The sequence below is a fragment of the Micromonospora eburnea genome, from assembly GCF_900090225.1.
GTDB lineage: Bacteria > Actinomycetota > Actinomycetes > Mycobacteriales > Micromonosporaceae > Micromonospora > Micromonospora eburnea.
The window spans coordinates 1,199,081-1,225,664 of sequence record NZ_FMHY01000002.1; the positions used below are offsets into that span (position 1 = coordinate 1,199,081).

13 protein-coding genes are annotated in these 26,584 nt (G+C 71.2%); 8 read left to right on the forward strand and 5 right to left on the reverse strand.

The window, feature by feature from the left end; all coding sequences use genetic code 11:
• The first annotated feature begins 322 nt into the window (after positions 1-322).
• The 3 genes from GA0070604_RS05825 to GA0070604_RS05835 all read left to right on the forward strand — a co-directional run bounded on the left by GA0070604_RS05825 (position 323) and on the right by GA0070604_RS05835 (position 13,931).
• A complete protein-coding gene (locus GA0070604_RS05825) occupies positions 323-6,799 on the forward strand; it encodes a carboxypeptidase regulatory-like domain-containing protein (protein WP_244161769.1) in 6,477 nt (2,158 codons plus the stop codon).
• Positions 6,800-7,090: 291 nt separating this feature from the next.
• Positions 7,091-13,225 (forward strand): RHS repeat domain-containing protein, encoded by a 6,135-nt coding sequence (locus GA0070604_RS05830; RefSeq protein ID WP_244161770.1) that lies wholly within the window; start codon positions 7,091-7,093, stop codon positions 13,223-13,225.
• Complete coding sequence (locus GA0070604_RS05835) at positions 13,206-13,931, forward strand: hypothetical protein (protein WP_141721245.1); 726 nt, start codon at positions 13,206-13,208, stop codon at positions 13,929-13,931. Before GA0070604_RS05830 ends, GA0070604_RS05835 begins: the two co-directional genes overlap by 20 nt.
• A 241-nt stretch (positions 13,932-14,172) precedes the next feature.
• Here GA0070604_RS05835 and GA0070604_RS05840 read toward each other — a convergent pair whose 3' ends face one another.
• Together GA0070604_RS05840 and GA0070604_RS05845 are read right to left on the reverse strand one after the other, a co-directional pair.
• Entirely contained in the window at positions 14,173-14,826 is a 654-nt protein-coding gene (locus tag GA0070604_RS05840; RefSeq protein ID WP_091115343.1) for a response regulator transcription factor, read from the reverse strand.
• Positions 14,814-16,796 (reverse strand): sensor histidine kinase, encoded by a 1,983-nt coding sequence (locus GA0070604_RS05845; protein ID WP_091115346.1) that lies wholly within the window; start codon positions 16,794-16,796, stop codon positions 14,814-14,816. Before GA0070604_RS05845 ends, GA0070604_RS05840 begins: the two co-directional genes overlap by 13 nt.
• A 159-nt stretch (positions 16,797-16,955) precedes the next feature.
• Between GA0070604_RS05845 and GA0070604_RS05850 the strand changes: the two genes are divergently transcribed.
• The 5 genes from GA0070604_RS05850 (at position 16,956) to GA0070604_RS05865 (ending at position 23,688) form a co-directional block, all read left to right on the forward strand.
• On the forward strand, positions 16,956-17,324 hold the full coding sequence (locus GA0070604_RS05850; protein WP_091115350.1) for a hypothetical protein: 369 nt from the start codon (positions 16,956-16,958) through the stop codon (positions 17,322-17,324).
• Complete coding sequence (locus GA0070604_RS05855) at positions 17,321-17,998, forward strand: hypothetical protein (protein WP_091115354.1); 678 nt, start codon at positions 17,321-17,323, stop codon at positions 17,996-17,998. The genes GA0070604_RS05850 and GA0070604_RS05855 overlap by 4 nt, the downstream gene beginning before the upstream one ends.
• A gap of 100 nt (positions 17,999-18,098) precedes the next feature.
• Positions 18,099-18,524 (forward strand): effector-associated constant component EACC1, encoded by a 426-nt coding sequence (locus tag GA0070604_RS32265; RefSeq protein WP_167363403.1) that lies wholly within the window; start codon positions 18,099-18,101, stop codon positions 18,522-18,524.
• Between the two features lie 2 nt (positions 18,525-18,526).
• On the forward strand, positions 18,527-22,858 hold the full coding sequence (gene eccCb / locus GA0070604_RS05860) for a type VII secretion protein EccCb (protein ID WP_167363404.1): 4,332 nt from the start codon (positions 18,527-18,529) through the stop codon (positions 22,856-22,858).
• Between the two features lie 98 nt (positions 22,859-22,956).
• Positions 22,957-23,688 (forward strand): Clp protease N-terminal domain-containing protein, encoded by a 732-nt coding sequence (locus tag GA0070604_RS05865; RefSeq protein WP_091115363.1) that lies wholly within the window; start codon positions 22,957-22,959, stop codon positions 23,686-23,688.
• A gap of 49 nt (positions 23,689-23,737) precedes the next feature.
• On the opposite strand, the gene GA0070604_RS05870 is transcribed toward GA0070604_RS05865, so the two are convergent.
• The 3 genes from GA0070604_RS05870 to GA0070604_RS05880 all read right to left on the reverse strand — a co-directional run bounded on the left by GA0070604_RS05870 (position 23,738) and on the right by GA0070604_RS05880 (position 26,478).
• Positions 23,738-24,256 carry a hypothetical protein gene (locus GA0070604_RS05870; protein WP_091115366.1) on the reverse strand — a complete coding sequence of 173 codons (519 nt, stop codon included), beginning with the start codon at positions 24,254-24,256 and terminating at the stop codon, positions 23,738-23,740.
• 121 nt (positions 24,257-24,377) lie between these two features.
• A complete protein-coding gene (locus tag GA0070604_RS05875; protein WP_091115368.1) occupies positions 24,378-24,563 on the reverse strand; it encodes a DNA repair protein in 186 nt (61 codons plus the stop codon).
• A gap of 463 nt (positions 24,564-25,026) precedes the next feature.
• On the reverse strand, positions 25,027-26,478 hold the full coding sequence (locus GA0070604_RS05880) for a glycoside hydrolase family 3 N-terminal domain-containing protein (RefSeq protein WP_091115370.1): 1,452 nt from the start codon (positions 26,476-26,478) through the stop codon (positions 25,027-25,029).
• Positions 26,479-26,584: the final 106 nt, after the last annotated feature.

Sequence of the window (26,584 nt, forward strand, 5' to 3'; positions counted from 1 at the left end):
CTGAGCGAGGGGCTCTGCCGTGAGCGGCAGCCCGTGGCCGGTTGGGACGCTCGTTGGGCGGCGACGGCGGGTGATGGTGCGGGCCTACGGGCCGAGGGTCGGGGATCGATAACGGTGCGTCATGGCGTCGGCCCCTGCGCGGGCTTCTGCCCGTTCCGTCCTCACAAGTTGTAGTCGCCCTTTACATCGACTGATCTACATCCCTAGTGTCTCGGCCAATCGTCTGACATGATCACGGGGGTTGTCGATGGCTGGTTGGCGTTCGCCTGCGCGCGTTCTGCGGGCTCGGTCCGGCTCTTTACGGCGTTGGTTGGCTGTCACATTGGCCGCCACCACTACCGCCACGACGCTCGGGGTGGTGGCCGCCACCCCGGCCGCGGCCAGCGCGCCGAACAACAACACCTGCGTGGACGAGCAGCCGGACGCGGCGGCGGCTCGCCGGATGCTGGCGCTCTGTGGCCGGCGGGTGGAGGATCTCTCCGCGCGTACGGAGTGGTCACAGACGTTCCTGAACGTCGACGGGTCACAGACGTTGGAGCAGAGTATCGAGCCGACCCGGGTGCGTAAGGGCGGTTCGTGGGTTCCGGTGGACACGACGCTGAAGCTGACCGCCGACGGGATCGTCCCGCGGGCCACCGTCCTGCCGCTGGTCTTCTCCGCCAAGGGAAACGGGCCGTTCGCGCGGGTGCGGGACGGTTCCCGCGAGTTGGCCGTCTCCTGGCCCGGGACGCTGCCGGCACCGGTGTTGAACGGCTCCACGGCGACCTACCGGGATGTCCTGCCGGGGGTGGACCTCCAGGTCACCGCCCGACCGCTCGGGTTCTCCGAGGTGCTGGTCGTCCGGACGCGTGAGGCGGCGGCCAACCCGAAGCTGCAGTCGCTGCGCTTCGGGATCCAGACGAAGGGTGTGACGGTCGGCACGTCCGCCGGAGGCGGACTCGCCGCCCGCGACAGCAAGGGTGGCGCGGTCTTCGCCGCGCCGGCGCCGCTGATGTGGGATTCCTCGGCCTCCGAGGAGAAGGCGGGTGGGCCGGCCGAGCAGGACAAGCGGGAGCGGCCGGTCGCCCCGAAGCGTAAGCCGGCGGTGGCGGAGACACCCGCTGCCGCGGGTCGGGCCGATGGCGTCGCCCCCGGCAAGGAAGCGGCGCCGGAGCACGCTCGGCGCGCCGTGATGCCGGTGCGGGTCGACGGCGACACGATGACGCTGCTTCCGGACAAGGCGATGCTGGCCGACCAGGGCGCGAAGCTGCCGATCTACATCGATCCGTCCTGGACCGGCGGCATCTCGGGCAACGCGTGGACGTCGGTGTGGAGCAAGTACAAGTCGAGTTCGTTCTGGCAGGACTCGTCGGCGTTGACGAACGGCTCGACGAAGGGCTCGGCGGGTTCGGGGCGTACCGAGGACTGCTCGGGTTGCGCGGACCACATCATCCGTTCGCTGTTCCGGATGAACACCTCGACCGTGGCGGGCAAGCACATCCTGAGCGCGCAGTTCCGGGTGGAGCAGAAGTGGTCGTGGACGTGCAGCCCGAAGTCGAACGCGAAGTTGTGGATGACCGGCGCGATCTCGACGAGCACGACGTGGAACAACCAGCCGACCTGGTACAGCAGCTACACCTCGCAGACGCTCGGCAACCGCAAGTACGGGGCTGTGCACGGTTGTCTGGGTACCGGCACCATCGAGTTCAACGTCACGTCGATGGTGGCGCACGCGGCGGCGAACAAGTGGTCGACCCTGACGGTCGGGCTGCGGGCGGTCGACGAGGGCACGAAGGACCAGTGGAAGCGGTTCAACCACGCCTCGCCGAAGCTGGCGATCACGTACAACACCGACCCGAACGCGCCCGGCGACCGTAAGTCGGACGGCAAGGCGTGCGCGACGGGGACGTCGCGCCCGTACGTGCTGACCACCACGCCGATTCTGGCCGCGAAGCAGTCCGACCCGGACACCGCGCAGCAGTCGTTGACCACGTACTTCTACTGGTGGCCGGTGGGCGGTTCGCGTAACGAGACGGACAAGGTGTCGCAGGCGGCGGGCAACCCGTCGACGGTGTCGAAGGCGATCCCCTCCGGGAAGTTGACCGACGGTACGAGCTACGTGTGGCAGGCCCGGACGTGGGACGGTTCGCACTACGGCCCCTGGTCGGGCACGTGCGAGTTCACCGTCGACGCCACACCGCCGCCACCGCCGGCGAGTGTCACCTCCACCAACTACACCAGTGACGGCGTACCGCGGGGTGGGGTCGGCCTGTCCGGCACGTTCAACATCGCGCCGCCGACCGTTCGGCCGTACGAGGTCAAGGAGTACGCCTACAGCCTCGACTCGGGTGTGCTGCTCGACGCCCCGACCGTCCCGGCCCGCAGCACGGACTACGGTGCCTCGCTCACCCTGGCCCCGCTGCACGACGGGGTGAACAAGCTCTACGTGTGGTCGAAGGACCACGCGGGCCGCTTCTCCACTTCGGTGGTCTACACGTTCAGCGTCCGCGCCGGCTCGGGTCCGGCGGCGGAGTGGACGTTCGAGGAGACCGGCACCACCGCCACCGACGTCTCCGGTCACGGCAACACCCTGAGCACCGGCTCGGCGAGCCGGGTCGCCGGCCGCTCCGGTGTGGGCACCGCGCTGTCGCTGCCCGGCACCACCGCGGCGACCATGAGCGGAACGATCAACACCCCGCACCCTGACACTGGCGTGTCCACCCCGGTGCGGACGGACTCGAGTTTCACGGCGGCCGCCTGGGTGAAGATCAACTCGACCGAAGGAACCGCCTTCCAGACCGTGCTCAGCGCAAGCGGATCTCGGACGTCCGCCTACCAGCTCGGCTACGCCGGTAGCAACCAGCGCTGGCGATTCACCATGCCAGCGGCTGACACCGACAACCCGGCGCTCTACAGCGTGCTGTCTGACGCGGCTCCGACGGCGGGTAAGTGGACGCACCTCGCCGGTGTGTACGACGCGTCAACGAAGAAGATGACGTTGTATGTCAACGGTGTGGCGCAGACCGCCACGACGACCCTGTCCGGTGGCTTCAACGCCACCTCCGAGGTGGCGGTCGGCCGGCGCAGGTGGAATGGCGGCGCGGACAGTTTCTTCACCGGAACCGTCGACGACGTGCGGTTCTACAACTTCATCGAGACCCCGGCGAACTTGGCGAAGCTGGCGGTGCCGCTGCCGCCGAAGATCACCTTCCCGAACGGGACCAGCGTCACGGCCGGCGGGCAACTGACCGTGAAGTTCGACGCGGGTGGGGACACGAACGTCACGAAGTTCAAGTACAGCGTCGACGGCACCGGCCTGGGCACCACGGTGAACGCGAGCAGCCCGGGCGGCACGGCAACAGTCACGATCAACGTAGGCAGCACGACCGGTGAGCACCTGGTGTACGCGGCCGCGGTGGACGACGGCAACCGGGTCAGCCTGATGCGGCAGAACCCCTTCACCGTGACACCCGCGGCCAGCCTGTCCGGCACCGTGTGGGACCCGTACTGGATGCCGCAGGCCGGGGCCGTCGTCCGTCTGCAACCGGGCGGATACCAGGCGACCAGCGGCGCTGACGGCAGCTACGCGCTGGCCAACTTCCCGCCCGGCAACTACACGATCACCGCCACCGTCGGCGGCCGCTGTGGCCCGGCGTTCAGCGGGCCGCTCGAGATCGACGGCCAGGGGCTCACGTTCGACATCTTCCTCGGTCTGTTCAGCGACGACCTGGGCCACACCTGCACGGAGCAGACCACGGCCTTCACCACGGCGAGCACCGCGCTGGCGCTGACCGGTGACGACGCCGTCACCACCGTGTCGTTGCCGTTCGCCTTCCCGTTCTACGGCGGCGCGTACCGCAGCGCCTGGGTCGACACCAACGGCCTGCTGTCGTTCACCGACCCGGGTGGCTCGCACCCGTACACCGGGGGTGGGCAGCTGCCACCGCCGGCGGCCTCGAACGCCGTGGTGGCCCCGTTCTGGGACGACCTGGTGGTCGACGCGTCGGCGAGCGTGCGGACCGCCACCACCGGCACCGGCACCGGCCAGCGGTTCGTCGTCGAGTGGCGCAACGTGCACCGTAAGGGCAACACCAGCCAGCGCCTGTCGTTCGAGGCGATCCTCGCGCCGGACGGTACGGTGACCACCAACTACGACCAGCTCGACAACGACGCCGAGAAGGGCGCCAACGCCATCGTCGGCATCGAGGCGCCGGCCGGCCAGGACCGCCTGTTCTACTCGGTCGACGAGCCGGTGCTCGCCAACACCCGGGCGGTCACCTTCGTCCGCCCGGACGTGGCCGGCGGGCTGGAGACCCACAACCTGACCGGCACGCTCACCGACGCGGCCGGCGCCCCGGTGGTCGGTGCCACGGTCACGCTGGACCCGAGCGGTCTGAGCGCCACCACCGGCGCCGGCGGGGCGTACAGCTTCACCGGCCTGGTGGCCGACAGCTACACCGTGTCGGTCAAGCTCGCCGGTCGGTGCGGTGCGGTCGTGCGCAGCCAGGTGGAACTCTCCGCCGACACCGTCCGCGACCTGCGGCTCGGCCCGGACTACGGCGGCCTCGGATACGCCTGCACCACCGGTCCGTCCGGGTTCGTCGCGGCCTCGAACGTGCTCGCCCTGACCGGTGACGACGCCGCCACCTCGGTCACCCTGCCGTTCCCGGTGCAGTTCCACGGCCAGTCGTACACGTCGGGTTGGGTGCACACCAACGGCCTGGTGAACTTCGGCAGCGTGCACGGTGCGGTGGACGCGTGGGCGAACCCGACGATGCCGACCGCGGCCGCACCGAACGCCGTGGTGGCCCCGTTCTGGGACGACTTCGAGGTCGACGGGTCGGCGAGTGTCCGGACCCAGACGTTCGGCACCGCACCGAACCGGTACTTCGTCGTCGAGTGGCGCAACGTGGGCTTCCGCCCGTACAACACGGAGCGGGTGACCTTCGAGGTGATCTTCCACGAGGACGGGCGGATCGCCTTCCACTACGGCGCGATGTCCACGCCGACGCAGACCGGCGCCGGGGCGACCGTCGGGTTGGAGAACGCCTCCGGAACGGTGGCGGCCCTGTACTCCTTCCAGGAGGCGGTGCTGACCGCGAGCAGCTCCATCACCTACACGCCGGCGCCGGTCGGCACGGTCAAGGGGGTGCTCACCACCGCCGTGACCGGCGGCCCGTACGCCGGAGCCACCGTCACGCTGAACCCGGGTAACCGCAGCACCACCACCGGCGCCGACGGCAGCTACCAGTTCACCGGCGTACCCGTCGGCGAATACACCGTGGCGGCGTCGACCGGGGACAACCGGTGCGTCGGCCAGTCCGCCAAGGAGGTCATCAACCACCCCGGCGGGACCTCGGACGTGGACCTGTCGGTGATGGTCGACGGTGACGAGTTCGGCTACAAGTGCACCACCGGCGCGCAGACCTACATCCCCGGCGACATCGTCGAGGGCTGGAGCGGCGACGACACCGTCTGGCAGAAGAACCCGCCCTTCCCGGTCAAGCTCTACGGCGAGTCGTACACGTCGGCCTGGATCAGCGCCAACGGCCTGATCAGCTTCAAGGACCCGGCGTACTTCGGCTGGATCGCCGCGCAGCCGGGCACCATCCCGTCGCCGGCGAAGGAGGGCTCGCCCAACGCCGCCGTCTATGTCCACTGGAACGACTGGGTCGTCGACTCCGAGGCCCGCATCGCCACGAAGATCAGCGGCACCGCACCCAACCGGCAGTGGATCGTGGAATGGCGCAACGTCCACTACTGGGGCGACACCAACACCCGGACCAGCTTCGAGGCGATCTTCAACGAAGGCGGTGACATCACCCTCGCCTACACCAACATCGACCCCGCCAAACCCGTCCTGCGCGGTAGCGGAGCCACCATCGGCATCGAGAACGCCGACGGATCCATCGCCTTCCAGTACCTGCACAAGGAGTCGTTGCTGGCCACCGGACAGGCCATCACCTTCAAGCCCAACCCGCCCGGCCAGGGCAGCGTCACCGGCACCGTCACCTGCCAGGGCACCCCGGTCGCCGGGGCGACCGTGACGGTCGCCGACCGGACCGCCACCACCGCGGCCAACGGCACCTACCAGATCACCAACGTGCCGGCCGGGTCCTGGGCCGTGATCGCCACCGTGACCAGCGGCGCCTGCAAGGGCTCCGACGTACGGCAGGTCGTCGTGGGCACCAACACCCAGGTCACCGCCGACTACAGCCTGGGAGCCACGCCCACCGGGGGCGGATACACACTGGCGGAGCAGCCGGTGCCGTACACCCCCGCCAACAGCACGGTGCTACCGCTGACCGGCGACGACGCCTACACGTCGGTGGCCCTGCCCTTCCCGGTGACGCTGTACGGGCAGACGTACAACACGGGCTGGGTCGACATCAACGGGGTCGTCAGCTTCATCGACCCCCGGGTGCCGTCACCCGACGCGTGGCCCATCCCCTCGCCCGCCAGCCCGGAGGAGCCCAACGCCGCGCTCTACCCGTTCTGGCACGACTGGGTGGTGGACAGCAGCGCCAGCGTCCGTACCACCGTCCGGGGCAGCGCACCCAACCGGCAGTTCGTCATCGAGTGGCGCAACGTCCACTCCTACGAGGACCCGCTCACCCGGGTGACCTTCCAGGCCATCCTCGACGAGGCCGGCGGCTACAGCTTCGCCTACACCGACAACGACGGCACGTTCCTGGAGCGCGGTGGCGGCGCCACCATCGGCATCGAGAACGCCGACGGCACCTCCGCAATCCAGTACGCGTACCGCCAGCCGGTCCTCCGGCCCGGCCTGGGGCTGCGGTTCAACCCGCCCACCCCCTGACACCACCGTCCGGAACGTGAGTGGGCGGGGCGTCTCGTGCGAGATTCCCCGCCCACCCTCTCGGCCTGTCGCCTCGTGCTGAGCCACGAAACTCTCGGAGCCCCCATGAAGACTTCTGCACTCTCCCGATATTCACTGTCAGTAGCTTTTCCGTCGCGCAGAGGTAAGGACTGGGGTCGCGGCCCGCTCGCAGCGGCCGTCGCCGCCGTCCTGGTGGCCGGACTGCTGCAGGCTGGACCGGCGCGGGCGACGCCCGCCGGCTACCAGCGATCGTCTCCCAAGCCGGCGCCCATGGTGCCGGTCAGGACGGTCCAGCCGGCCGGTGTGCCGGCGGCGAAGCAGCTGCCGCTGGCCTCTGCCAAGCCGGCCCCGGTCTGGCCGGAGGCGGGCGCGGCGGTGGTCGACCTGACCGCCGGCCGGCTCGGCGCCGACCCCGTTCGCGCCGGCACACTGCCGATACGGGTCAACCGATCTGCCGCGACCGCACGCACCGGCGGGGCAGCCGCGAGTCGGGTACGCGTCGAGGTGTTCGACCGCGTGGCCACCACGCGCGCCGGGGTGCGGGGCCTGCTGATGCGAGTCGGCCGTACGGACGGCGTCGCCGCGCCTGGGCAGGCGGACGTGTCCGTCGACTACGGCTCGTTCGCCACCGCGTACGGCGCCGACTGGGCCAGCCGGCTCCGCCTCGTCTCGCTGCCCGAGTGCGCCTTGACCACACCGGAGCGCAAGGAGTGCCTCCGCACGCCCCTGAAGTCCCACAACGACCTGGGCTCCCGCACGGTGACCGCGAGCGTCGCCGTCGGCGGGGCGCAGACCCTGCTGGCGCTGGAGGCGGCCGATTCCGGCCCGGCCGGTGACTACAAGGCCACTCCGCTGCAGCCTTCCGCGACCTGGAGCGCCGGCGGCAGCGCCGGCGCCTTCACCTGGTCGTACCCGATGCGGGTGCCGCCCGGTGCCGGTGGCCCTGAGCCACAGGTGGAGCTCAGCTACTCGTCGCAGTCGGTCGACGGCCGGCACGCCGCGTCCAACAACCAGCCTTCCTGGATCGGTGAGGGCTTCGAGGGCTGGCCCGGCGGCTACATCGAGCGCACCTACCGGAACTGCTCGGACGACATGGGCGGCTCGGCGAACAACACCGAAAAGGCCACCGACCTCTGTTGGGAGACGGACAACGCGACGCTGTCCCTCGCCGGTCACGCCGGTGAACTGATCTACAACTCCACCGAGGGTCGGTGGCATCTGCGCAACGACGACGGCTCCCGGATCGAGCGCCGGACCGGTGCGAGCAACGGGGACAACAACGGCGAGTACTGGGTCCTCACCACCACCGCCGGCGTGCAGTACTGGTTCGGGCTCAACCGGCTCCCTGGCTGGGCCTCGGGAAACCCGGAGACGAACTCGACCTGGACGGTGCCGGTCTTCGGCAACGAGCCCGGGGAGCCGTGCCACGCCACCACCTTCGCCGCCTCGCACTGCACGCAGGCCTGGCGGTGGAACCTCGACTACGTCCTGGACCTCAACGCCAACTCCGTTTCCTACTGGTACGGCAAAGAGACCAACAAGTACGCCCGCAACCTCGACCAGAAGAACGCCACCACCTACGACCGCGGAGGCTGGCTGGACCGGATCGACTACGGCACGCGGCAGACGAGCGGCGTCGACTCGGTGTTCGCCACCCCGGCACCCTTCCGGGTCGAGCTGACCGAGGCCGACCGCTGCCTGAGCGGCTGTGCCACGCACGACGAGGCGCACTGGCCGGACACCCCCTGGGACTCCGAGTGCACCGGCACGTCCTGCACCGACACCTTCGCGCCGACGTTCTGGACCACGAAGCGGCTGGCGTCGGTCACCACCCAGGTGCGCAGCGGCTCGGCGTACAGCGATGTCGAAAGGTGGACCTTCACCCACAGCTTCCCCGACCCTGGTGACGGCACCCGGGCCGGCCTCTGGCTCTCCAAGATTTCCCATGTCGGTCTGGTCGGGGGCAGCGCCAGCCTTCCGGACATCGAGTTCACCCCGGTGCAGTTGTCCAATCGGGTCGACACCATCGATTTCGCCGCGGCGATGAACTGGATGCGGATCGCGAAGATCCGCAACGAGGCCGGTGGTACGACCAGCGTCAACTACTCCGCCCAGGACTGCAAGGCGGGGCAGACCATGCCCACCCCGCAGACCAACACCCGACGTTGCTACCCGGTGATCTGGGAGCCGGAGGGCTACTCGAATCCGGTGACGGACTGGTTCCACAAGTATGTGGTCACGACCATCTACGAGAATGACAACACCGGTGGTGTGCCGCCGCAGGGCAGTCCGCGGGTGGTCTATTCGTACAGCTACTACGACGGTGCGGCGTGGCACTACAACGACGACGACGGGATCATTGATCCGAAGCGCAAGACGTGGTCGGACTATCGGGGTTACGGGCGGGTCGGGGTTACCGTCGGTGATCCGGGTGAGCAGGCGTACACGGAGACCCGGTACTTCCGGGGGATGAACGGGGATCGGGCCACCCCGACGGGCGGTACCAGGCCGGTGACGATCGACGGGATCGCCGACGAGGACTGGTACGCCGGAATGACCAGGGAAAGCACGGTCTACAACGGCCCGAACGGCCCGGTGGTCTCACGGGAACGGAACGTACCCTGGGCATCGGCCGCCACCGCGACGCGGACGATCAACGGGGACACCGTTACCGCGCGGTTCATCGGGGTCGGCACGACCACCAGGCACACCGCGCTGGACGCCGGCCGTGGCGAGCGGGTCACCAAGACGGTCACCACCTACGACAGCTACGGCATGGCGGTTGTGGTCGACGATCTCGGCCAGGACGGCGTCGAGGGTGACGAGCGATGCACCAAAACCGACTACGCACCGCGCAACACGACCGCCTGGATCATGGACCGCGCGCACCGGGTCCAGTCGTACGCGGTGAAGTGCGCGGACACCGCCGCGCCCACGTCGTTGACGGAGAACGACGTGATCGGAGAGGTCCGAACCTCGTACGACGGCAACGCCTTCGGGGTCGCGCCGACGCGCGGTATGGCCACCCGGAACGAGGAGATGTCGGCGTGGAACGCCGGTGCTCCGACCTTCACCACCGTCTCTCGTTCGGCCTACGACAGCCAGGGTCGTGTCACCTCGGTCTGGGACGCGAACAACTACGAGACCAAGACCGCCTACACGCCCGCCACGGGCGGCCCGGTGACCGCCGTCACGGTCACCAACGCGGCCCAGCACGTGACCACGACGACTGTCTCGCCCGGATACGGCATCGAGACCTCGGTGGTGGACCCGAACGGCAAGCGGACCGACCTGGCCTACGACGGACTCGGCCGGCTGAAGTCGGTCTGGCTGCCCGGCCGCGACAAGGCCACCCAGAGCGCCAACTCGACCTTCAGCTACACCGTCCGCAACGACGCGGCCACGGTGGTCGCGGCGTCGAAGCTCACCCCCTCGGAGACGTACTCCACCTCGTACGCCCTGTACGACGGCTTGATGCGGGAGCGGCAGACGCAGGCACCGTCGATCTCGGGCGGGCGCCTCCTGACCGAAACGTTCTACGACACCGCTGGCCGCAAGTCGAAGAGCTTCGGCTCCTACCACGCGTCCGGTACGGCCGGCGGCACGCTGGTCACCACCACCGAGCGGGCATTCGTGCCGAACCAGACCCGGACGGTGTACGACGGCGCGGGCCGGGCGATGGCGGAGGTCTTCCAGCCCTACGACGCCGAGCGCTGGCGTACCTCCACCTACTACGCGGGTGACCGCACCGACTTCACTCCGGCCGCCGGTGGCACCGCCACCTCCAGCGTCGCTGACGCCCGTGGGCAGTTGGTGGAGCTGCGGTACTACCACGGAGCCATCCCGACGCCGGCTACGGCGGGCAGTTGGGACGCCACGAAGTACACCTTCAACAGGAAGGGGCAGAAGACCGCCGTCACCGACGCCCGCGGCAACAAGTGGACCTACACCTTCGACATCCGGGGCCGGCAGACCGAGGTCGTCGACCCGGACAAGGGCAAGGCGATCTCGACGTACGACAACGGCGGCCGGGTCGCCACGCTCGCCGATGCCCGAGGCAAGAAGCTGGCCTACCAGTACGACTCCCTCAACCGGAAGCGGGCGGTCTACGAGAATCAGGTCGGCGGCACCATGCGTGCCCAGTGGATGTACGACACCGTGGCGAAGGGGCAGCTGACCCAGTCCACCCGGTTCGTCGGCGCGGCGTCGTACCAGGTGAAGATCACCGGCTACAGCGACGCCTACCAGCCGACCGGCCAGCAGATCATCATTCCGACCTCGGAGACCGGCCTGGCCGGCACGTACAACTTCGGCACCACCTACAACGCCGACAACTCGGTGGCCTCGCAGAGCATGCCGTCCACGAACGGTGACCTGCCGGCGGAGACCCTGCTCTTCGACTACAACACCTTCGGTCTGCCGAGCGGCCTCCGGACCCTGTACGGCAGTGCCAACCTCTCGTACGTGGCGGACACCGACTACAACGCCCTGGGCCAGGTCGACCAGGTGGAGCTCTACACCGGTAGCGGTGGACGGGTCTTCCAGAGTTTCACCCGGGAGCTGGAAACGGGGCGGCTCACCGGTATCCGGACCGACCGGGACTCGGCGGCGCCGAACATCCTCGCCGACGTTCGATACAGCTACGACAACACCGGCAACATCACCAAGATCACCGATGTCACGCCCGACCCGGTCGACGACACCCAGTGCTTCGCCTACGACCAGATGCGCCGGCTCACCGAGGCGTGGACGCCGTCCTCGGGCGACTGCACGGCGACCCGATCGGCGGGCGCGCTGGGCGGCCCCGCGCCGTACTGGCGGTCGTGGACCTTCGACAGCGTGGGCAACCGCCGCACGGAGGTCGTGCACACCTCTGTCGGGGACACCACGACCACCTACAACTACCCGCCCGACGGCTCGCCGAAGGCGCACAGCCTGACCTCCACCACCGGGGGGCAGGTGGGCAGCTACACCTACGACGAGACCGGCAACACCCTGACCCGCCCCACCGGCTCCGCCGGCACCCAGAACCTCACCTGGGACTTCGAGGGCCACCTGGACACCGCGAGCGACTCGACCGGGCAGACCAGCTTCGTGTACGACGCAGACGGCAACCGGCTGATCCGCCGGGACCCGACCGGCAAGACGCTCTACCTGCCGGGGCAGGAGATCCGCTACAACTCCAGCACGCAGAACACCACCTGCACCCGCTACTACTCCCACGCGGGCTCCACCATCGCGTCACGGACCGCCGCCGGCCTGGACTGGCTGACGGGTGACCATCACGGCACCGCCGGGGTGACGGTCAACGCGGCGACCCAGCAGGCGGCGATCCGGCGCGAGACGCCGTACGGGACGCCGCGCGGTGCCCAACCGGCGTGGCCCAACGACAAGGGCTTCGTCGGCGGCACCAAGGACAACACCGGCCTGACCCACCTCGGGGCGCGGGAGTACGACCCGGCCATCGGTCGCTTCATCAGCGTCGACCCGGTGCTGGACCTGGCCGACCCGCAGCAGATGAACGGCTACAACTACAGCAACAACAGCCCGGTCACCGCCAGCGACCCGACTGGGCTGAAGCAGTGTGGCGACGACCGGTGCACCATGTACACCACGCCGACGCCGGATGGCGAGATCGTGCACGAGCCGGGCGGCAAGAAGACAAAGATCAAGAAGCCGAAGGTCTGCTCCGAGCGTTACTGCATCGGCTCTCCCCGGAACCCGACCAACCACGGCCCGTGGGACGATCAGTTCGTCTACGACCCGAACGCCAAGTGGACGCCGGAGGACGTGGCGAGCTGGTCGAAGTGGCAAGGGTACCGCTACGGCTGCATCGCCTCCGAGAAGGCCAACATGGGCCGGTGCGCGGGTTGGGCCGACGCGCCGTACATGTACGATCACTACCTGAACGGCACCGGCGACCCCTACGTCTTCACGTTCTCGCCCGCCTATTACGAGGACGCGATGCTCAGACGCCACATCGACCTGGAGATCGCGGCCGCGCAGCGGGCAGCGGAAGACCTGATGGGCAAGTCCGGCAGCAACTCGTTCCAGATGACGGGTGGCAACCGGCACTTCCCAGGGCAGCCATCAACCGAAAAGTGGCAGAAGATCGTCGGGTCCTTCGACATGTGGGCCAGCGCCGAGGTCACCGTCACCGGTGACACGGTCGCCATGCGAATCACGATCCACGCCGAGGACCGGTGGAATTTCAACAGGGGCGCGCACGACCTCGGGTCCGGAATCAAGGACGACGAAAACGGCCGCTTCGCCGTGCTGGGCAAGGCGAAGGGTTTCAACTCCTCAGGTTCCATGGTGAAGGAAGTGACGTGGACGATCGGCTCGCCACGCAGCGCGACCGTGAGCGACCCGAAAGCGATTATTGATGAACCGCATCGTTGGTAGGCAGTTGTCCGCCCTGGCCGCCGTGATGGGGATCCTCCTCACCTCGGCCTGTGGGTCGAACAGCGGAATCTCCCCGACGGGTGGCCGGGAGCGGCCGGCCACCCTGTCGGCCGGCCCGTACAGCACCGACCCGGCGAAGACCGGCGTGCAGCCGCTCTATGATCTGAGCCGCGAACTCGACGATCAGGTCGGGAGAGCGCTGATCGGGCCGGCCCTGGACATCGACGGCGTCACGGAGGTGCCACTCCAGTCGCCGTACATGGACGACCTCCTCTCCGGGGTGTGCGGGACCCAGCCGGGCAACGGCGTATACCTGAGTGCTTTCGGGCAGCGCCGTGAGTGGAAGGCGCCGCACCTTCGGATCCAGCAGTTCGCTGGCGGCTGGGGCGTCAGCCCGGCCGCCGAGGCTGTCGCCCGGGTTCGTGGTCAGCTCGGCTGTGGCACCTATCGTGATCGTGAAGGGCTACATCGGATTCTCGGCGAGCGGGAGCTTTCCCGTCTGAGCGGGCTGGATGACCAGTTGATGTTCTGCGAGGTGATCAACGAGAAGGGGCCCGATCGGCCGACCTACCTCTGCACCGTGCTGGTGGCCCGGGGCGAGGTCGCCTCCCGGATCCAGACCTGGGCCGCCACCGCCGAGCGGGCCGAGCAGGTGACCCGGGAGCTGGCCGCTCCCGCGGCCCAGCGCCTCGCGGCCGTCTCGTGAGGTAGATCCGGCCGGGAGAAACAAGGGCCGGTGGCCGGTTCCACGGAGCAGCCTGCCCGTCCGGGCCCCACTCGGGCCGGGACGGGCAGGCTGCCAGCTGCATGGCGCCCAACCTCTATCCCTGACCGGCCCCGCCGCGTGCTCGGACGGTCGACCTCTCGAACGTCGTGGCGGTCCGTCGGCGGGGCCGGTCACGCTTCTGGCGCGACGCCAGTTGGTGCTCGTCGTCAAGGCAATAGGCTCATCCCGAGTGACCCGGGCGGCGGAGGTGCACCAGCACCGCGAGCACCCGCCGGTGGTCTTCGTCGGAGGAGGCCAGACCGAGCTTGGCCATGATCGAGCTGACGTGCGCCTCGACGGTCCGCTCGGTGAGCCACAGGCGGCGGGCGATCCCGACGTTCGTGCGCCCCTCGGCCATCAGGGCGAGGACCTCCCGCTCCCGGGCGGTGAGGCTGCTGAGCGGGTCGTCCGGCGGCCGGTGGCCGATGAGCCGGGTGACCACCTCCGGGTCGAGCGCCGACCCGCCCGCCGCGACCCGTCGCAGCGCGTCGAGGAAGTCGTCGACGTCGAGAACCCGGTCCTTGAGCAGATAGCCGAACCGCCCGCCGGCGACCAGATCCACCGAGTGCCGGGTCTCGATGTGCTGGGAGAGCAGCACGATGCCGAGGTTTGGTTGACGTGCTCGGATCTGGCGTGCGGCGCGGGCGCCGTCGTCGGTGAGGTCGGGCGGCATCCGTACGTCGATGATGGCCAGGTCCGGCGCGGTGTCCTCGGCGGCAGCCAGCAGGGTCGGGGCGTCGATCGCCTTGCCGACCACCTCGTGCCCGGCGTCGGCGAGCAACCGGGCCAGACCCTCCCGGAACAGCGCCGAGTCCTCGCCGATCACGATCCGCACGGCAGCACCGCCTCGACCAGGGTTCCGGCACCGGGCTGGCCGGCCACCGTGAGCGCACCCCCGGCGGCGGCCACCCGGTCGCCGATGCCCGCCAGCCCGCCGCCGGGCCGTACCTGGGCCCCACCGACGCCGTCGTCGCGGACCGTCACGGTCAGATCGCCGTCGGCCCGGGACACCCGCAGGTGTACGGCGCTGGCGCCGGAGTGCTTGACCACGTTCGTCAGCGCCTCGCTGGCCACGTAGTAGGCGGTGGTGGCGAGGTCCTCGGGGACCGGCTCGGGGCAGACGTCGAGGGTGACCGCCAGCGGTACGCCGCGGACCAGCATCGTCAGCGCGTTCGCCAGCCCCTCGTCGAGGCTGGACGGGCGCAGCCCGTGCGCGATCTGCCGCAGCTCCGCGACCGCGGTGCCCAGTTCGGCGACCGCCTGGTCGAGCAGGCCGGAGACGTCGGTTTCGGGCAGGTGCCGCTGGGCGAGCCGCAGTGCCATCCCGAGGGAGACCAACCGTTGCTGGGCGCCGTCGTGCAGGTCACGCTCCAGCCGCAGGCGTTCGGCGTACCCGGCGCGCAGCAGCCGCGCCCGGCTGGCCTCCACGTCGAGCAGGGCCCGGCGTAGCTGCAACCGCAGCCGGACCACCTCGACGAGCAGCGCGCAGGCGTCGGCGAGTTCGCGCGTCAGCTCGCGGGTCGTGTTCCCGCCGCGTACGAGGACGCCGATCGGCTGGCCACCGAGGCGGATCACGGTCGCGTCCTCGGGCGCCTCGAAACTTTCCCCGGTCGCGGTGACCAGCTCGTTCGTGCCCGGCATCCGGTAGCCGACGCGTACCTCCGGATCGCGCAGCGCCTGGCGCAGCGCCTCCTCCAGCCCCTCCGGCGCGGCCTCACCGGCGTGCATCCGGTCACGGAGGTCCTCGATGGTCGCGAGCGCGGCCTGGCGGGCGGGATAGAACCGGCGGTCCACCTCGCGCTGCAACCGGACGCGCAGCGGGGACAGGGCGAGCGCGCAGACCGCGGTGGCGCCGGCCGCGGCCACCGGCGAAGAACGGCCCGCCGCGACGCCGGCGACGAACATGGCGACCGTGTAGAAGGCCAGCAGCGCGGCGGTGACCAGGCCGTAGGTGACCGTGGCGCTCAGCGCCTTGTTCACGTCGTACAGGTCGTGGCGGAGGATGCCGATCGCGGTCGCCGTCGGGACCGCGACCAGCGTCGCGGCGAGCCCGACCACGACCAGGTCCGGCCCGTCGAGCAGCAGGTAGCTCAGCCAGCACAGCAGCAGCGTCGCGGGCAGGAAGAACGCGCCGAGCGCGAACCACTTCACCTGCGCCCGGCGTACCGGGTCGGTGGCCCGCCGGTATCGCACCACCATCGCCACCGTGGACGCGACGAGCAGGGCGAGCAGCCCGGGCAGCAGGGCGACCGCGATTGGTCCCAGCACCCGCGCCAGCGCCGGCGACGCGGTGCCGAACGCGTGCTCGGCGGCCGCGAACGGCGGCGGGAACGGGGCGGGATCGAGACCGGCGAGCACGATGAACGCCGCCGGCACCACCACGAGGCCGGTCGCCACCACCTGCCAGCGCCGCCCGGGCAGCAGCCGCCCGTCGGGGAAGAGCAGCATGAGCAGCGCCGCCGGCACGTAGTTGAGCATCCAGGAGCCCTGCCTGACGGTGGCCAGGAGCGACGAGACCGGCAGCCGCCCGGGGCGGTGCGCCACGACGTACGTGTAGACATCGGTCAGGGCGACCCAGATGGCGAGCAGCCCGAAGAAGGTGAGCAGGGCGCCGATCACGTTGGTCGGGCGCCTCGTCACGATCAGCATGCCCAGGACCACGGAGGCGGCGGCGAGCAGGCAGGCGGTCACGAAGTAGAGCGTCTGGCCGGCGTCGCGGCCGAGGGTCAGCAGCCAACCGCCCGCGCCGACGAGCGCGACGGCGATCGCCGCCATCGCGTACGCGACCAGCCGCGGCATCGTCATGGCCCTCACGGTAAGCCCATCGTGCCGTCGACGGATACGTGCCAGCACGGAGGTCGCCTCCGTACCTGCCCGCACGCCGGGTCCCGAGTCCGCCCCGATGCGCTCCCGGTGCCTCGGGCCAAGACTGCTGGCCAGGACATCCGTTCAAGGGAGGCAAACGTGGAACGCACGCGCAGCTTGACCGTCGGTCTCGTACTCGCCGGCGTGCTCGGCATCGGCGACCTGGCCACCGGATTTTCCGGCGCGGGCGGGGAGGGCCAGCCGCCGGTCGCCGCCGCCGTGGTGATCACCCTGCTCGGCGCCATCACCCTCGCCGGTGCCTGGTTCGCCTGGCGCGGACGGCGCGGCGGCCTGGTCGCGGTGATCATCGCCCGGATCCTGTCCGGACTCGCCGTGCTGCCGGCGTTCGGTGACGACGGCATCTCCACCGCGAACGAGGTGGTCATCGGGATCGGTCTCGGGGCCACCGTCGCCGCCCTCATCCTGATCTGGCCGGCCCTGCGTCGTCCGGCGGTGGCCGCGTCATGACCGCCACCCTCGACCGCGAGGTCACGCTCGCACCGGCCGACGCGCCGCGCCGGATCGGCACCGTCCTCGCGATGGTGCTCGCCCCCTGGGGGTTCCTGGTCGCCAACGCCTGCTACGCCTGGGCCACCCGCGACGGCGGCAGCGACGAGACCGGCGCGGAGAGCCTCGCGCTCGCCGCCGCGCATCCGGCGCTGCTGCGGGCGTCGACCATCGCGGCCCTGCTCGGCTGCCTGCTCGTCGTCCCGGCCGCGCTCGGCGCCATCCGGTTCACCCGGAACCGGGCGAACCGGCTCGGCCTCGTCGGCGGATCACTCATGATCGGCGGGTACGTCGCGTACTTCGGCGCCACGATGCGGGGTTTCGTCGACCTGGCCATGGCCGATCGTGGCGGCCCCACCGGCGACTACGCCGCGGTGCTGGACGCCGCGAGCGAGTCCGCGATCCCGTTCCTGCTGCTCTTCGTGGTCGGGAACATCCTCGGCACCCTGCTGCTCGGTATCGCCATGTTGCGCGCCCGGACCGCGCCGGCCTGGGCCGCGGTCGCCATCTGCTGCTGGCCGGTGCTGCACGTGACCGGTCTGATCGCCGGCACCGAATGGTTCGAGGTCGCCGGTGCCACGCTCCAGGCCGTCGGCTTCGCCGCCCTGGCGCTCCGGCTGGCCCGCACCGGCTGACCCGGTGGCCGGCATCCCGGATGCGGGGTGCCGGCCAGCGGCGTGGGCGGCGGGCGCCGGTCGTGTTGAATGTAGACAGTCGTGTTGCCGGAGGTGGGTCGTGACCAAACTCTCACTGCTGATCGAGCCGGCGGCGCCGCTGCCCGCCGAGCGTGTCGACGGGCTGGCCGCCGGGCTCGCCGACGACCTGCGGGCGGTACGCGGGCTGCGGGTCGCGTACGCCCAGGCGCCGGCCGTCGGCCCCGGCAAGTCGGCGCAGGCGTGGGAGCTAGGCATGCTCGTCGTCGGCGGCCTCTTCTCCGCCAGCACCATGCGGGCCCTGGCCCAGATCGTCGTGGCGTACGCCGACCGGGTGAAGGCCCGGTCGATCCGGGTCCGCAACGGCGACCGGGAGGTCGTGGTCACCGGCGACACCCGGATCGACCCGGCCGTGCTGGAGCGGTTGACGCAGCTTCTCGGCGCACCGCCCGGCCCGGCGCTGCCCGATTCGTCGGCGGGCGGCGGGAGCACCGACGCCGGGAGCTGAACGTGGGACAGCGACGCGCGCTCCTGATCGCCAACGACCGCTACCTCGACGAGTCCCTGGCCGACCTGTATGCGCCCCGGGAGGAGGCGCGCGACCTGCTCAGCCTGCTGGCCGACGCCGATGTCGGCGCGTTCGACCAGACGGTGCTGCTGGAGAACGAGTCCAAGAGCTCGATCGAGCGGGCGATCGAGTCGATGCTGCGGGCGGCCGGCCCGGAGGACCTCGTCCTGCTCTACTTCTCCGGCCACGGGGTGCGCAGCAGCAAGCGGGGGCGGCTGCACCTGGCGGTGGCGAACACCGAACTCGACCACCTCTCGTCGACCGCGATCTCCGCCTCGTTCGTCCGGGAACTCCTCGACGAGTCGGACGCGGCCAGCTCGGTGATCCTGCTCGACTGCTGCTACAGCGGCGCGTTCGAGGGCCACGGCCTGAAGACGACGGACGACCTCGCGATCGACGGCGAGCTGAAGACCGGGTACGGCCGGTACGTCATCACCGCGACCAACGCGGTGGAACGGGCCGACGACGGGCGGCCCGCGTCCGGGGCCGGGCCGCGCCTGCGGTCGGCGTTCACCGAGACGGTCATCCAGGGGTTGAGCACCGGCGCGGCGGACATCACCGGCCAGGGCCGGATCACCCCCGACGACCTGTGGCGGTACGTCCACCTCGAACTGCCCAAGCGGTCGGCGCAGACGCCGTGCCAGTTCGGCAGCGCCAGCGACGAGATACACATCGCCCTGTCCCGGGAGGGCCACCACCGGCAGCGCCGGCGGCGCGACCAGCGGGGGCCGCGGCTCGGCGACCTTCTCGGGCCGCTCGAACCGGCCGACGACGTGAAGCTCTGCGCGACCGACTGGCGGCGACGCGGACTGCTCAAGGTGCCCGTCGGGCAGGCGCAGCGGATCGACCAGCCGGCCGGCGAGCCGGTCTGGCTCGACCTGGCCTCCGCCGAGGGGCACCTGCTGGTGGTCGGGCGGGCGGGCACCGGCAAGACCAGCCTGCTACGCACCATCATCGCCGGGCTGGCGCTGACCCATTCCGCCGACGAGGTGGCGTTCAACTGCCTGGAGTCGGGTGGGAACTGGCTCGGGCCGATGCTGCGCCTGCCGCACGTACGGGCCGTCGTCGGCGACGACGAGGTGGGCGACGTGGGCGAGTTGCTCGACCGGCTGGAAAGGGACGTCCTCGACCGGAAGCGGCTGTTCCGCGACCACAACCTGGAGTCGCCCACCAGCCTGCGGGCCCGCCGTGCCACCCTCGACGCCGGACCGTGGCCGGACGTGTTCCTGGTCGTCGACCGCTGGCACGACTTCACCACGCTGCTGCCGGACTTCGCCACCCGGGTCGTCGACCTGGCCAACAAGGGCCTCGGCTACGGGGTCCACGTGGTCATCGCCGACCGGAGCTGGCGGAGCATTCCGGAGGACCTGCGGGAGTTGCCCCAGATCCGGATCGAGACCCGGCTGTCGCAGCCGCAGGAGTCGCTGGTCAGCCCGGACCAGGCGATGCGGCTGCCGGCCAACATGCCGGGCTGGGCCATCCACGGCCGGCGTACGTTCCGCATTGCGCTGCCCGACCTGACCTCCGCCGAGCGGGACGTCGAGCTGGACTCCGAGGCCGGGGCGGCGGACGGCAGCGGGACGCTGGTGTCGGTGATCGCCGAGGCGTGGGACACGGCCGGCGACGGGTCGAGTCTGCCGTCGCCGGTCACCGCGCAGGCGGACGAGGCGCTGTTCGTTCTCGGCGTGCCGGATCGGGCGGCGCTCTGGCGGTTCGAGGGACGGCACACCCCACTGGGCCCCGACCACCTGCGGGTGCCGCTGGGTTTCGACGAGCGGGGCGAACCGGTGTTGCTCGACCTGAAGGAGCCGGCCCGGAACGGCATGGGCCCGCACGGCCTGCTGGTCGGGGCGCCCGGTTCCGGCAAGAGCGAGCTGCTGCGTACCCTCGTGGCCGCGCTGGTGGCCCGGCACTCCTCGGCGGAGCTGAACCTCGTCCTCGTCGACTTCAAGGGTGGGGTGGCCTTCGCGCCGTTCGCCGCGCTGCCGCACGTGAGCGCGGTGATCACCAACCTTGCCGACGAGCTCACGCTGATCGACCGGCTGGCGGACGCGCTGACCAGCGAACTGCTCCGGCGGCAGCAACTGCTGAGCGGTTCCGGCAACTACGCCAACCGGTGGGACTACGAGCAGGCGCGGGCGGCCGGCGCCGACCTGCCGCCGCTGCCCACCCTGCTGGTCGTCTGCGACGAGTTCTCCGAGCTGCTCGCCGCGCGGCCCGAGTTCAGCGACGTCTTCGTGCAGGCGGCCCGGATGGGCCGCGCCCTCGGCGTGCACCTGCTGCTGGCCAGCCAGCGGCTGGAGGGCCGGCTGCGCGGGCTGGAGAGCCACCTGTCGTACCGGATCGGGCTGCGTACCTTCTCGGTGGCGGAGAGTCGGGCGGTGCTCGGCGTGCCCGACGCGTACGCGCTGCCCACCGCCCCCGGGCACGGCTACCTGAAGGCGGGGGTGACGATGACGCCGTTCCGCGCCGCGTACGTCTCCGGCCCGGCGGCGACGGGCGACGCCGAGGCCGACGTACCCCTGGAGCTGGCCGGACGCAGCGCGCTCGACGTGCTGGTCGCGCGGCTGCACGGTCGGGGCGCCCCCGCCCACCAGATCTGGCTGCCGCCCCTGGGCGAGGCGCCCGCGCTCGACGAACTCCTGCCGCCGTTGCAGGTCGACCCGGCCCGGGGCCTCACCGCCGGCCCGCCGCAGTCCGCGCTGGCGGTGCCGATCGGCCTGGTGGACGTGCCCCGTGAGCAGCGCCGGGCGCCGCTGGTGCTGGAGCTCGGGGGCAGCAGCGGGAACGTCGGTGTGGTGGGCGCGCCGCTGTCGGGCAAGAGCAGCACCGTGCGAACCCTGGTGGCGTCGCTGGCGTTGAGTCACACCCCGCGCGAGGTGCAGTTCTTCTGCCTCGACCTGGGCGGCGGCGGGCTGCGCGGCCTGGGGCGGCTGCCCCATGTCTGCGGGGTGGCCGGGCGGCGCGACGCCGAGGCGGTCCGGCGATCCGTCGCCGAGGTGGCCGCGTTGCTCGACGAGCGGGAGCGGCGCTTCACCGAGCACGGCGTGGGCTCGATGGCCGCCTACCGGGCGTTGCGCGACTCCGGGAAGGTCACCGACGACCCGTACGGGGACGTCTTCCTCGTGGTGGACGGCTGGGGCACCCTGCGCCAGGAGTACGAGGAGCTGGAGGAGGTCGTCAACCACATCGCCCAGCGCGGGCTCGCGTACGGCGTGCACGTCGTGCTCACCGCGGTGCGTTGGTTCGAGTTCCGATCCAGCCTCCGGGACCTGCTCGGCGCCAAGCTGGAGTTGCGGCTCGGTGACCCGACGGAATCGGAGTTCGACCGGCGGGCGGCGGCGACCGTACCCCGGTCCGCGCCGGGGCGGGGGCTGGCGTCCGGCCGGCTGCACTTCCTGACCGCCCTGGCCCGGATCGACGGCCGCAGCGACGTCGAGGACCTGACGGAGGCGGCCGCCGCGCTGGCGGAACGGGTCGCGGCGGCCTGGCCGGGCGACCCGGCCCCACCGGTACGGCTGCTGCCGCGCCAGCTCTCGGCCGCGGAGCTGGACGAGCTGCGCGACCCGACGGCGACCGGGCTGCCGATCGGGCTGGACGAGGCGGACCTGGCCCCGGTCCACCTCGACTTCGACCGCGAACCGCACCTGATCGTGTTCGGTGACGCGGAGTGCGGGAAGTCCAACCTGTTGCGGTTGATCGCCCGGCAGATCGTCGGCCGGTACTCGCCGGAGCAGGCCCGGCTGATGGTCGCGGACTACCGTCGTAGCCTGCTGCACGCCGTCGAGGGGGAGCACCTGCTGCACTACGCCGCGGCGCGGCCGGCCCTCGTCGAGGGGCTGGACCAGGTCCGGCAGGCGATGGAGCGGCGGCTGCCCGGTCCGGACGTCTCGTACGACCAGTTCCGGGGGCGTTCCTGGTGGCAGGGGCCGGAGCTCTATCTCCTGGTGGACGACTACGACCTGGTCGCCAGCGGTGGGACCAACCCGCTGAGCGTGCTGCACGAGCTGCTGCCGCACGCCCGGGACATCGGGCTGCACCTGATCGTCGCCCGCCGGGTCGGCGGGGCCGCCCGGGCGCTGTACGAGCCGTTGCTGCAACGCCTGCGCGAACTGGATTCGCCGGGTCTGCTGATGTCGGGCAGCCGGGAGGAGGGGCCGCTGCTGGGCGGGCTGCGACCGCAGTCGATGCCGGCGGGACGCGGCACGCTGGTCCGCCGCCGGGACGGCAACCGGGTGGTCCAGACCGCTTGGTCGCCGCCGGAGCCGGAGTGACGGGCCGGTCTGGTGGACGGCAGTTGAGGTTGTAGTTCCGCGAGAGGCATCGTCAACTCAAGGTTGACGCAGGAGGGCCGTCAACCTACGGTTGACATATGACGGACCCATTGAAGATGACCCACTCCGTACGCCTCGACGACCTGATCGAGGCCATCAAGAAGGCGCACAGCGACGCGCTGGACCAACTCGCCGACGCCGTACTGGCCGCCGACCACCTGGGCGACATCGCCGACCACCTGATCGGGCACTTCGTCGACCAGGCCCGGCGCTCGGGCGCCTCGTGGACGGAGATCGGCCGCAGCATGGGGGTCAGCAAGCAGGCGGCCCAGAAGCGGTCGGCCGCCAAGGCCGAGACGGCGGCTGCCCTGGACCCGAACGCCGGGTTCGGCCGGTTCACCACCCGAGCCCGCAACGTGGTGATGGCCTCGCAGGAGGAGGCGCGCTCCGCCGGTAACGCCGAGATCGGCCCCGGGCACCTCGCCCTCGGACTCTTCGTCGACCCGGACGCGCTCGCGCCCCGCCTGATCGAGGCCGCTGGCGTGTCCGCGGAGCGGTTCCGGGAGGCGGTGGCCGCGACCCTGCCGGCGAAGGCCGAGCGGGTCCCGGATCTGGTCCCCTACGACGCGCGCGGCAAGAAGGTGCTGGAGCTGACGTTCCGGGAGGCGCTGCGGCTCGGCCACAACTACATCGGCACCGAGCACATGCTGCTCGCCCTGATCGAGGAGGAGGGCGGCGACGGCGTACTCGCCGGCCTCGGGCTGAAGAAGGACACGATGGAGGCCGCGATCGCCGGCGCGCTGGCCGAGATCGCCCGGAAGATGGCCTGACCACGCCCGGCCGGGCGCGCGCCGCGGGGGCGCGTGCCCGGCCGGGACCTCAGTCGACGGTGGGGAAGCCGTAGCGCGCGGCGTGCTCCGGGTCGGCCGGGTCGACCTGGCGGATCCCGGCGTCGGCGAGGCGCTTGTTCACCTCGTCGAGCTGCTCGCGCACCAGCCGTGCCTCCTCCTCGGTGACCCGGCCGCGGTGCGGCTTCCCGGCGTGTTCGATGGTGCCGTAGTCGACCTTCTCCGCGCTCCGCCGCGTCTTCGGCGGCCGGACCCGCTCCGCCGTACGCAGCAACTGCGCCATCGGCACGTCGGTGGCCATCGAATCGAACTCGCTGGCGGTCAGCACCACCCGGCGCGGCTCGTCCCCGCCGTGCCGGTCGTGGATCTCCACCACGGCCACGTCCAGCGCCGCGTCGTCGATGCTCTCCACCTCGACGGGTGTGGCATCCAGTTGCACGGGCCCGGCGACGAGGTCAGGGTGCTCCAGCACGACGACCTTGACCACCTCGTCGTCGGGGCCGAGCAGCTGGCCGGTGAAGTCGGAGACGTGAATCGTCTTCTTGCCCATGCGCGGAGCTTCTCCTGTCGTTGGCCGGGATTTCGGACCAGACGACGCTACCCGACACCTGTGCGAAAGACTGCGGTGGAGCGACCCGGGTGTGTCGCCGCCGCCGGCCGGCGGCGGCGCGTCAGCGGGTGTTGAGGCCGTGCTGGGCCGAGGCGCTGGCGGGCAGCGCGTTCAGCGCGGCCCAGGAGAGCGGCCCGGTCCGGGCTTCCCGGTACCGGGACTGCGCCGGGCACCGCTCGGCGTGCCCGGTGGTCGGCCAGTTGCGCTCGGCGTCCTGCTGATACCGGTCGGCTGGCTGTTTCGGCATGACAATTACCGTCCCACGAAAAGTTGTACATGTATGGAAATGAATATGACGTGGGATCGGTGCGTCAGGTTCCCGACGGTGGGGCGGACTGTGGATCCCGGGCCGGATCCACAGTCCGCCGCTCCCTCCCAGGCCCGTCATCGGTAACGCTAAGTGTCGACGATAGGTCAGACAAGGGATGCGGCGGGGGATGTCGGTGTCCGGTAATGGACTTGACCTGGGGTTCTGCGCGCCCGGGGCTGCCGGCCGTCAGTGACGTAGCGTGCGGATGAGCGCCTCAGGCGAGGGATGACGTGGTGCCCGGCGGCGGTTGTTCCTGTCGGGCGCTGTGGAGCTGATGCCGCAAACGATTCATCCAAGATGGCCGGGAGTGAATCGTTCACGACATCAGCTTGAAAGGGAATGAGGAGCGGCCGGTCCGCCGGCCACCAACGCTCACCGGCCGGCGATGCGGGGCGGCGGCTCAGCCGGCCAGGCCGAGCACCTGCGCCGCCGCGCGCCCGTTGGCGTGGCTGGCGCCGTACGTGGTGACGAAGGCGCGGGCCCCGACGGGGCGCCAGGCGGCCGGCCAGCCCATCTCGACCACCGTCACCGGATGCGCGGCGGCCAGCGCCTCGACCAACTCCCGCGCCCCGGGCAGCCGGTGCAGGTGGCGGCCGACCAGCACGATCGGCCGGTCACCGGCCCGCCCCCGCAGCTCGTCCGGGTCGGTCTCACCGGCGACGGCGCGCACCTCCTCGGCCCCGACGAGGTGCGGCCCCAGCCCCCACGGCACTCGCCCCTCGGCGATGGTGGAGGCGGCGTGGACCTGCACCACCAGCGGCGCGGTCAGGCCGGTGATGTCGCCCTCGACGCGTACCGCGCGCAGCGCCGCGGCGTAGCCGAGGCCGTCGGGGGTGGCGGCCGGGGTGCCGGCGGCGCCCGTCCAGGCGGCCAACTCGGCGGCGCGCCCGGCCGCCTCCTCGACCCGGCTCCGGTCCAGCCGGCCGTCGCCGAGCGCGCCGACGACCTCCTCGACCACTGTTTCCACCAGGTCGGCGTCGACCTTCGCGCCGATGCAGAGCAGGTCCGCCCCGGCGGCCAGGGCGCGTACGGCGGCCGGACCGACCCCGCCCGCGGCCAGCGCGGCCCCCTTCATCTCCAGCGCGTCGGTGATCACGGTGCCGGTGAAGCCGTACTCGCCCCGCAGCAGGTCGACCAGGACCGGCCGGCTGAACGTGGCCGGAGCGTCGCCGGTCAGCGCCGGCACCCGGATGTGCGCGGTCATGATTGCGCGTACCCCGGCGTCGATGACCGCGGCGAACGGCGGCAGGTCGCGCTCGCGGAGCACCGCCGGAGGCGCGTCGATGGTGGGCAGCTCGTAGTGGGAGTCGGCGACGGTCGCGCCGTGCCCGGGGAAGTGCTTGGCGCAGCCGGCCACCCCGGACGACTGGAGGCCGGTGACCGCGGCGGCCGAGTGGGCGGCCACCCGGGCGGGGTCGGCGCCGAACGAGCGGGTGCCGATCACCGGGTTCTCGTCGGCGGTGTTCACGTCGACGGTGGGGGCCAGGTCGAGCGTGATGCCGAGCGCCGCGAGTTCCGCCCCGATCGCCGCGTACACCTGGCGGGTCAGCGGCAGGTCGTCCACCGCGCCGAGCGCGGCGTTGCCCGGGTACGGGCTGCCGGTGGCGTGGGCCAGCCGGGTGACGTCGCCGCCCTCCTCGTCGATCGCGATGATCGCGTCCGGGCGGCCGGCGCGCAGCGCGGCGGTGGTCGCCGCCACCTGGGCCGGGTCGTGGATGTTGGTGCCGAACAGTGTGTGCCCGGCGAGCCCCTCGGCGAGCAGGTCCACCGCCCAGTCGGGCGGGACCGGGCCCGGGTACGCGGCCAGCAGCGTGCCCAGCGCCAGCCGCCGGAGTCCAGGATCCTGCCCCACGTGTCTCCCCTTTCCCTGCCGGGTCGTCCGACGACTCCGGATCGGGGTGGCCGATACGCTAGCGGACACCCCCAGTGCGGGCGTTTTTGATTAGCAAACTTTACTG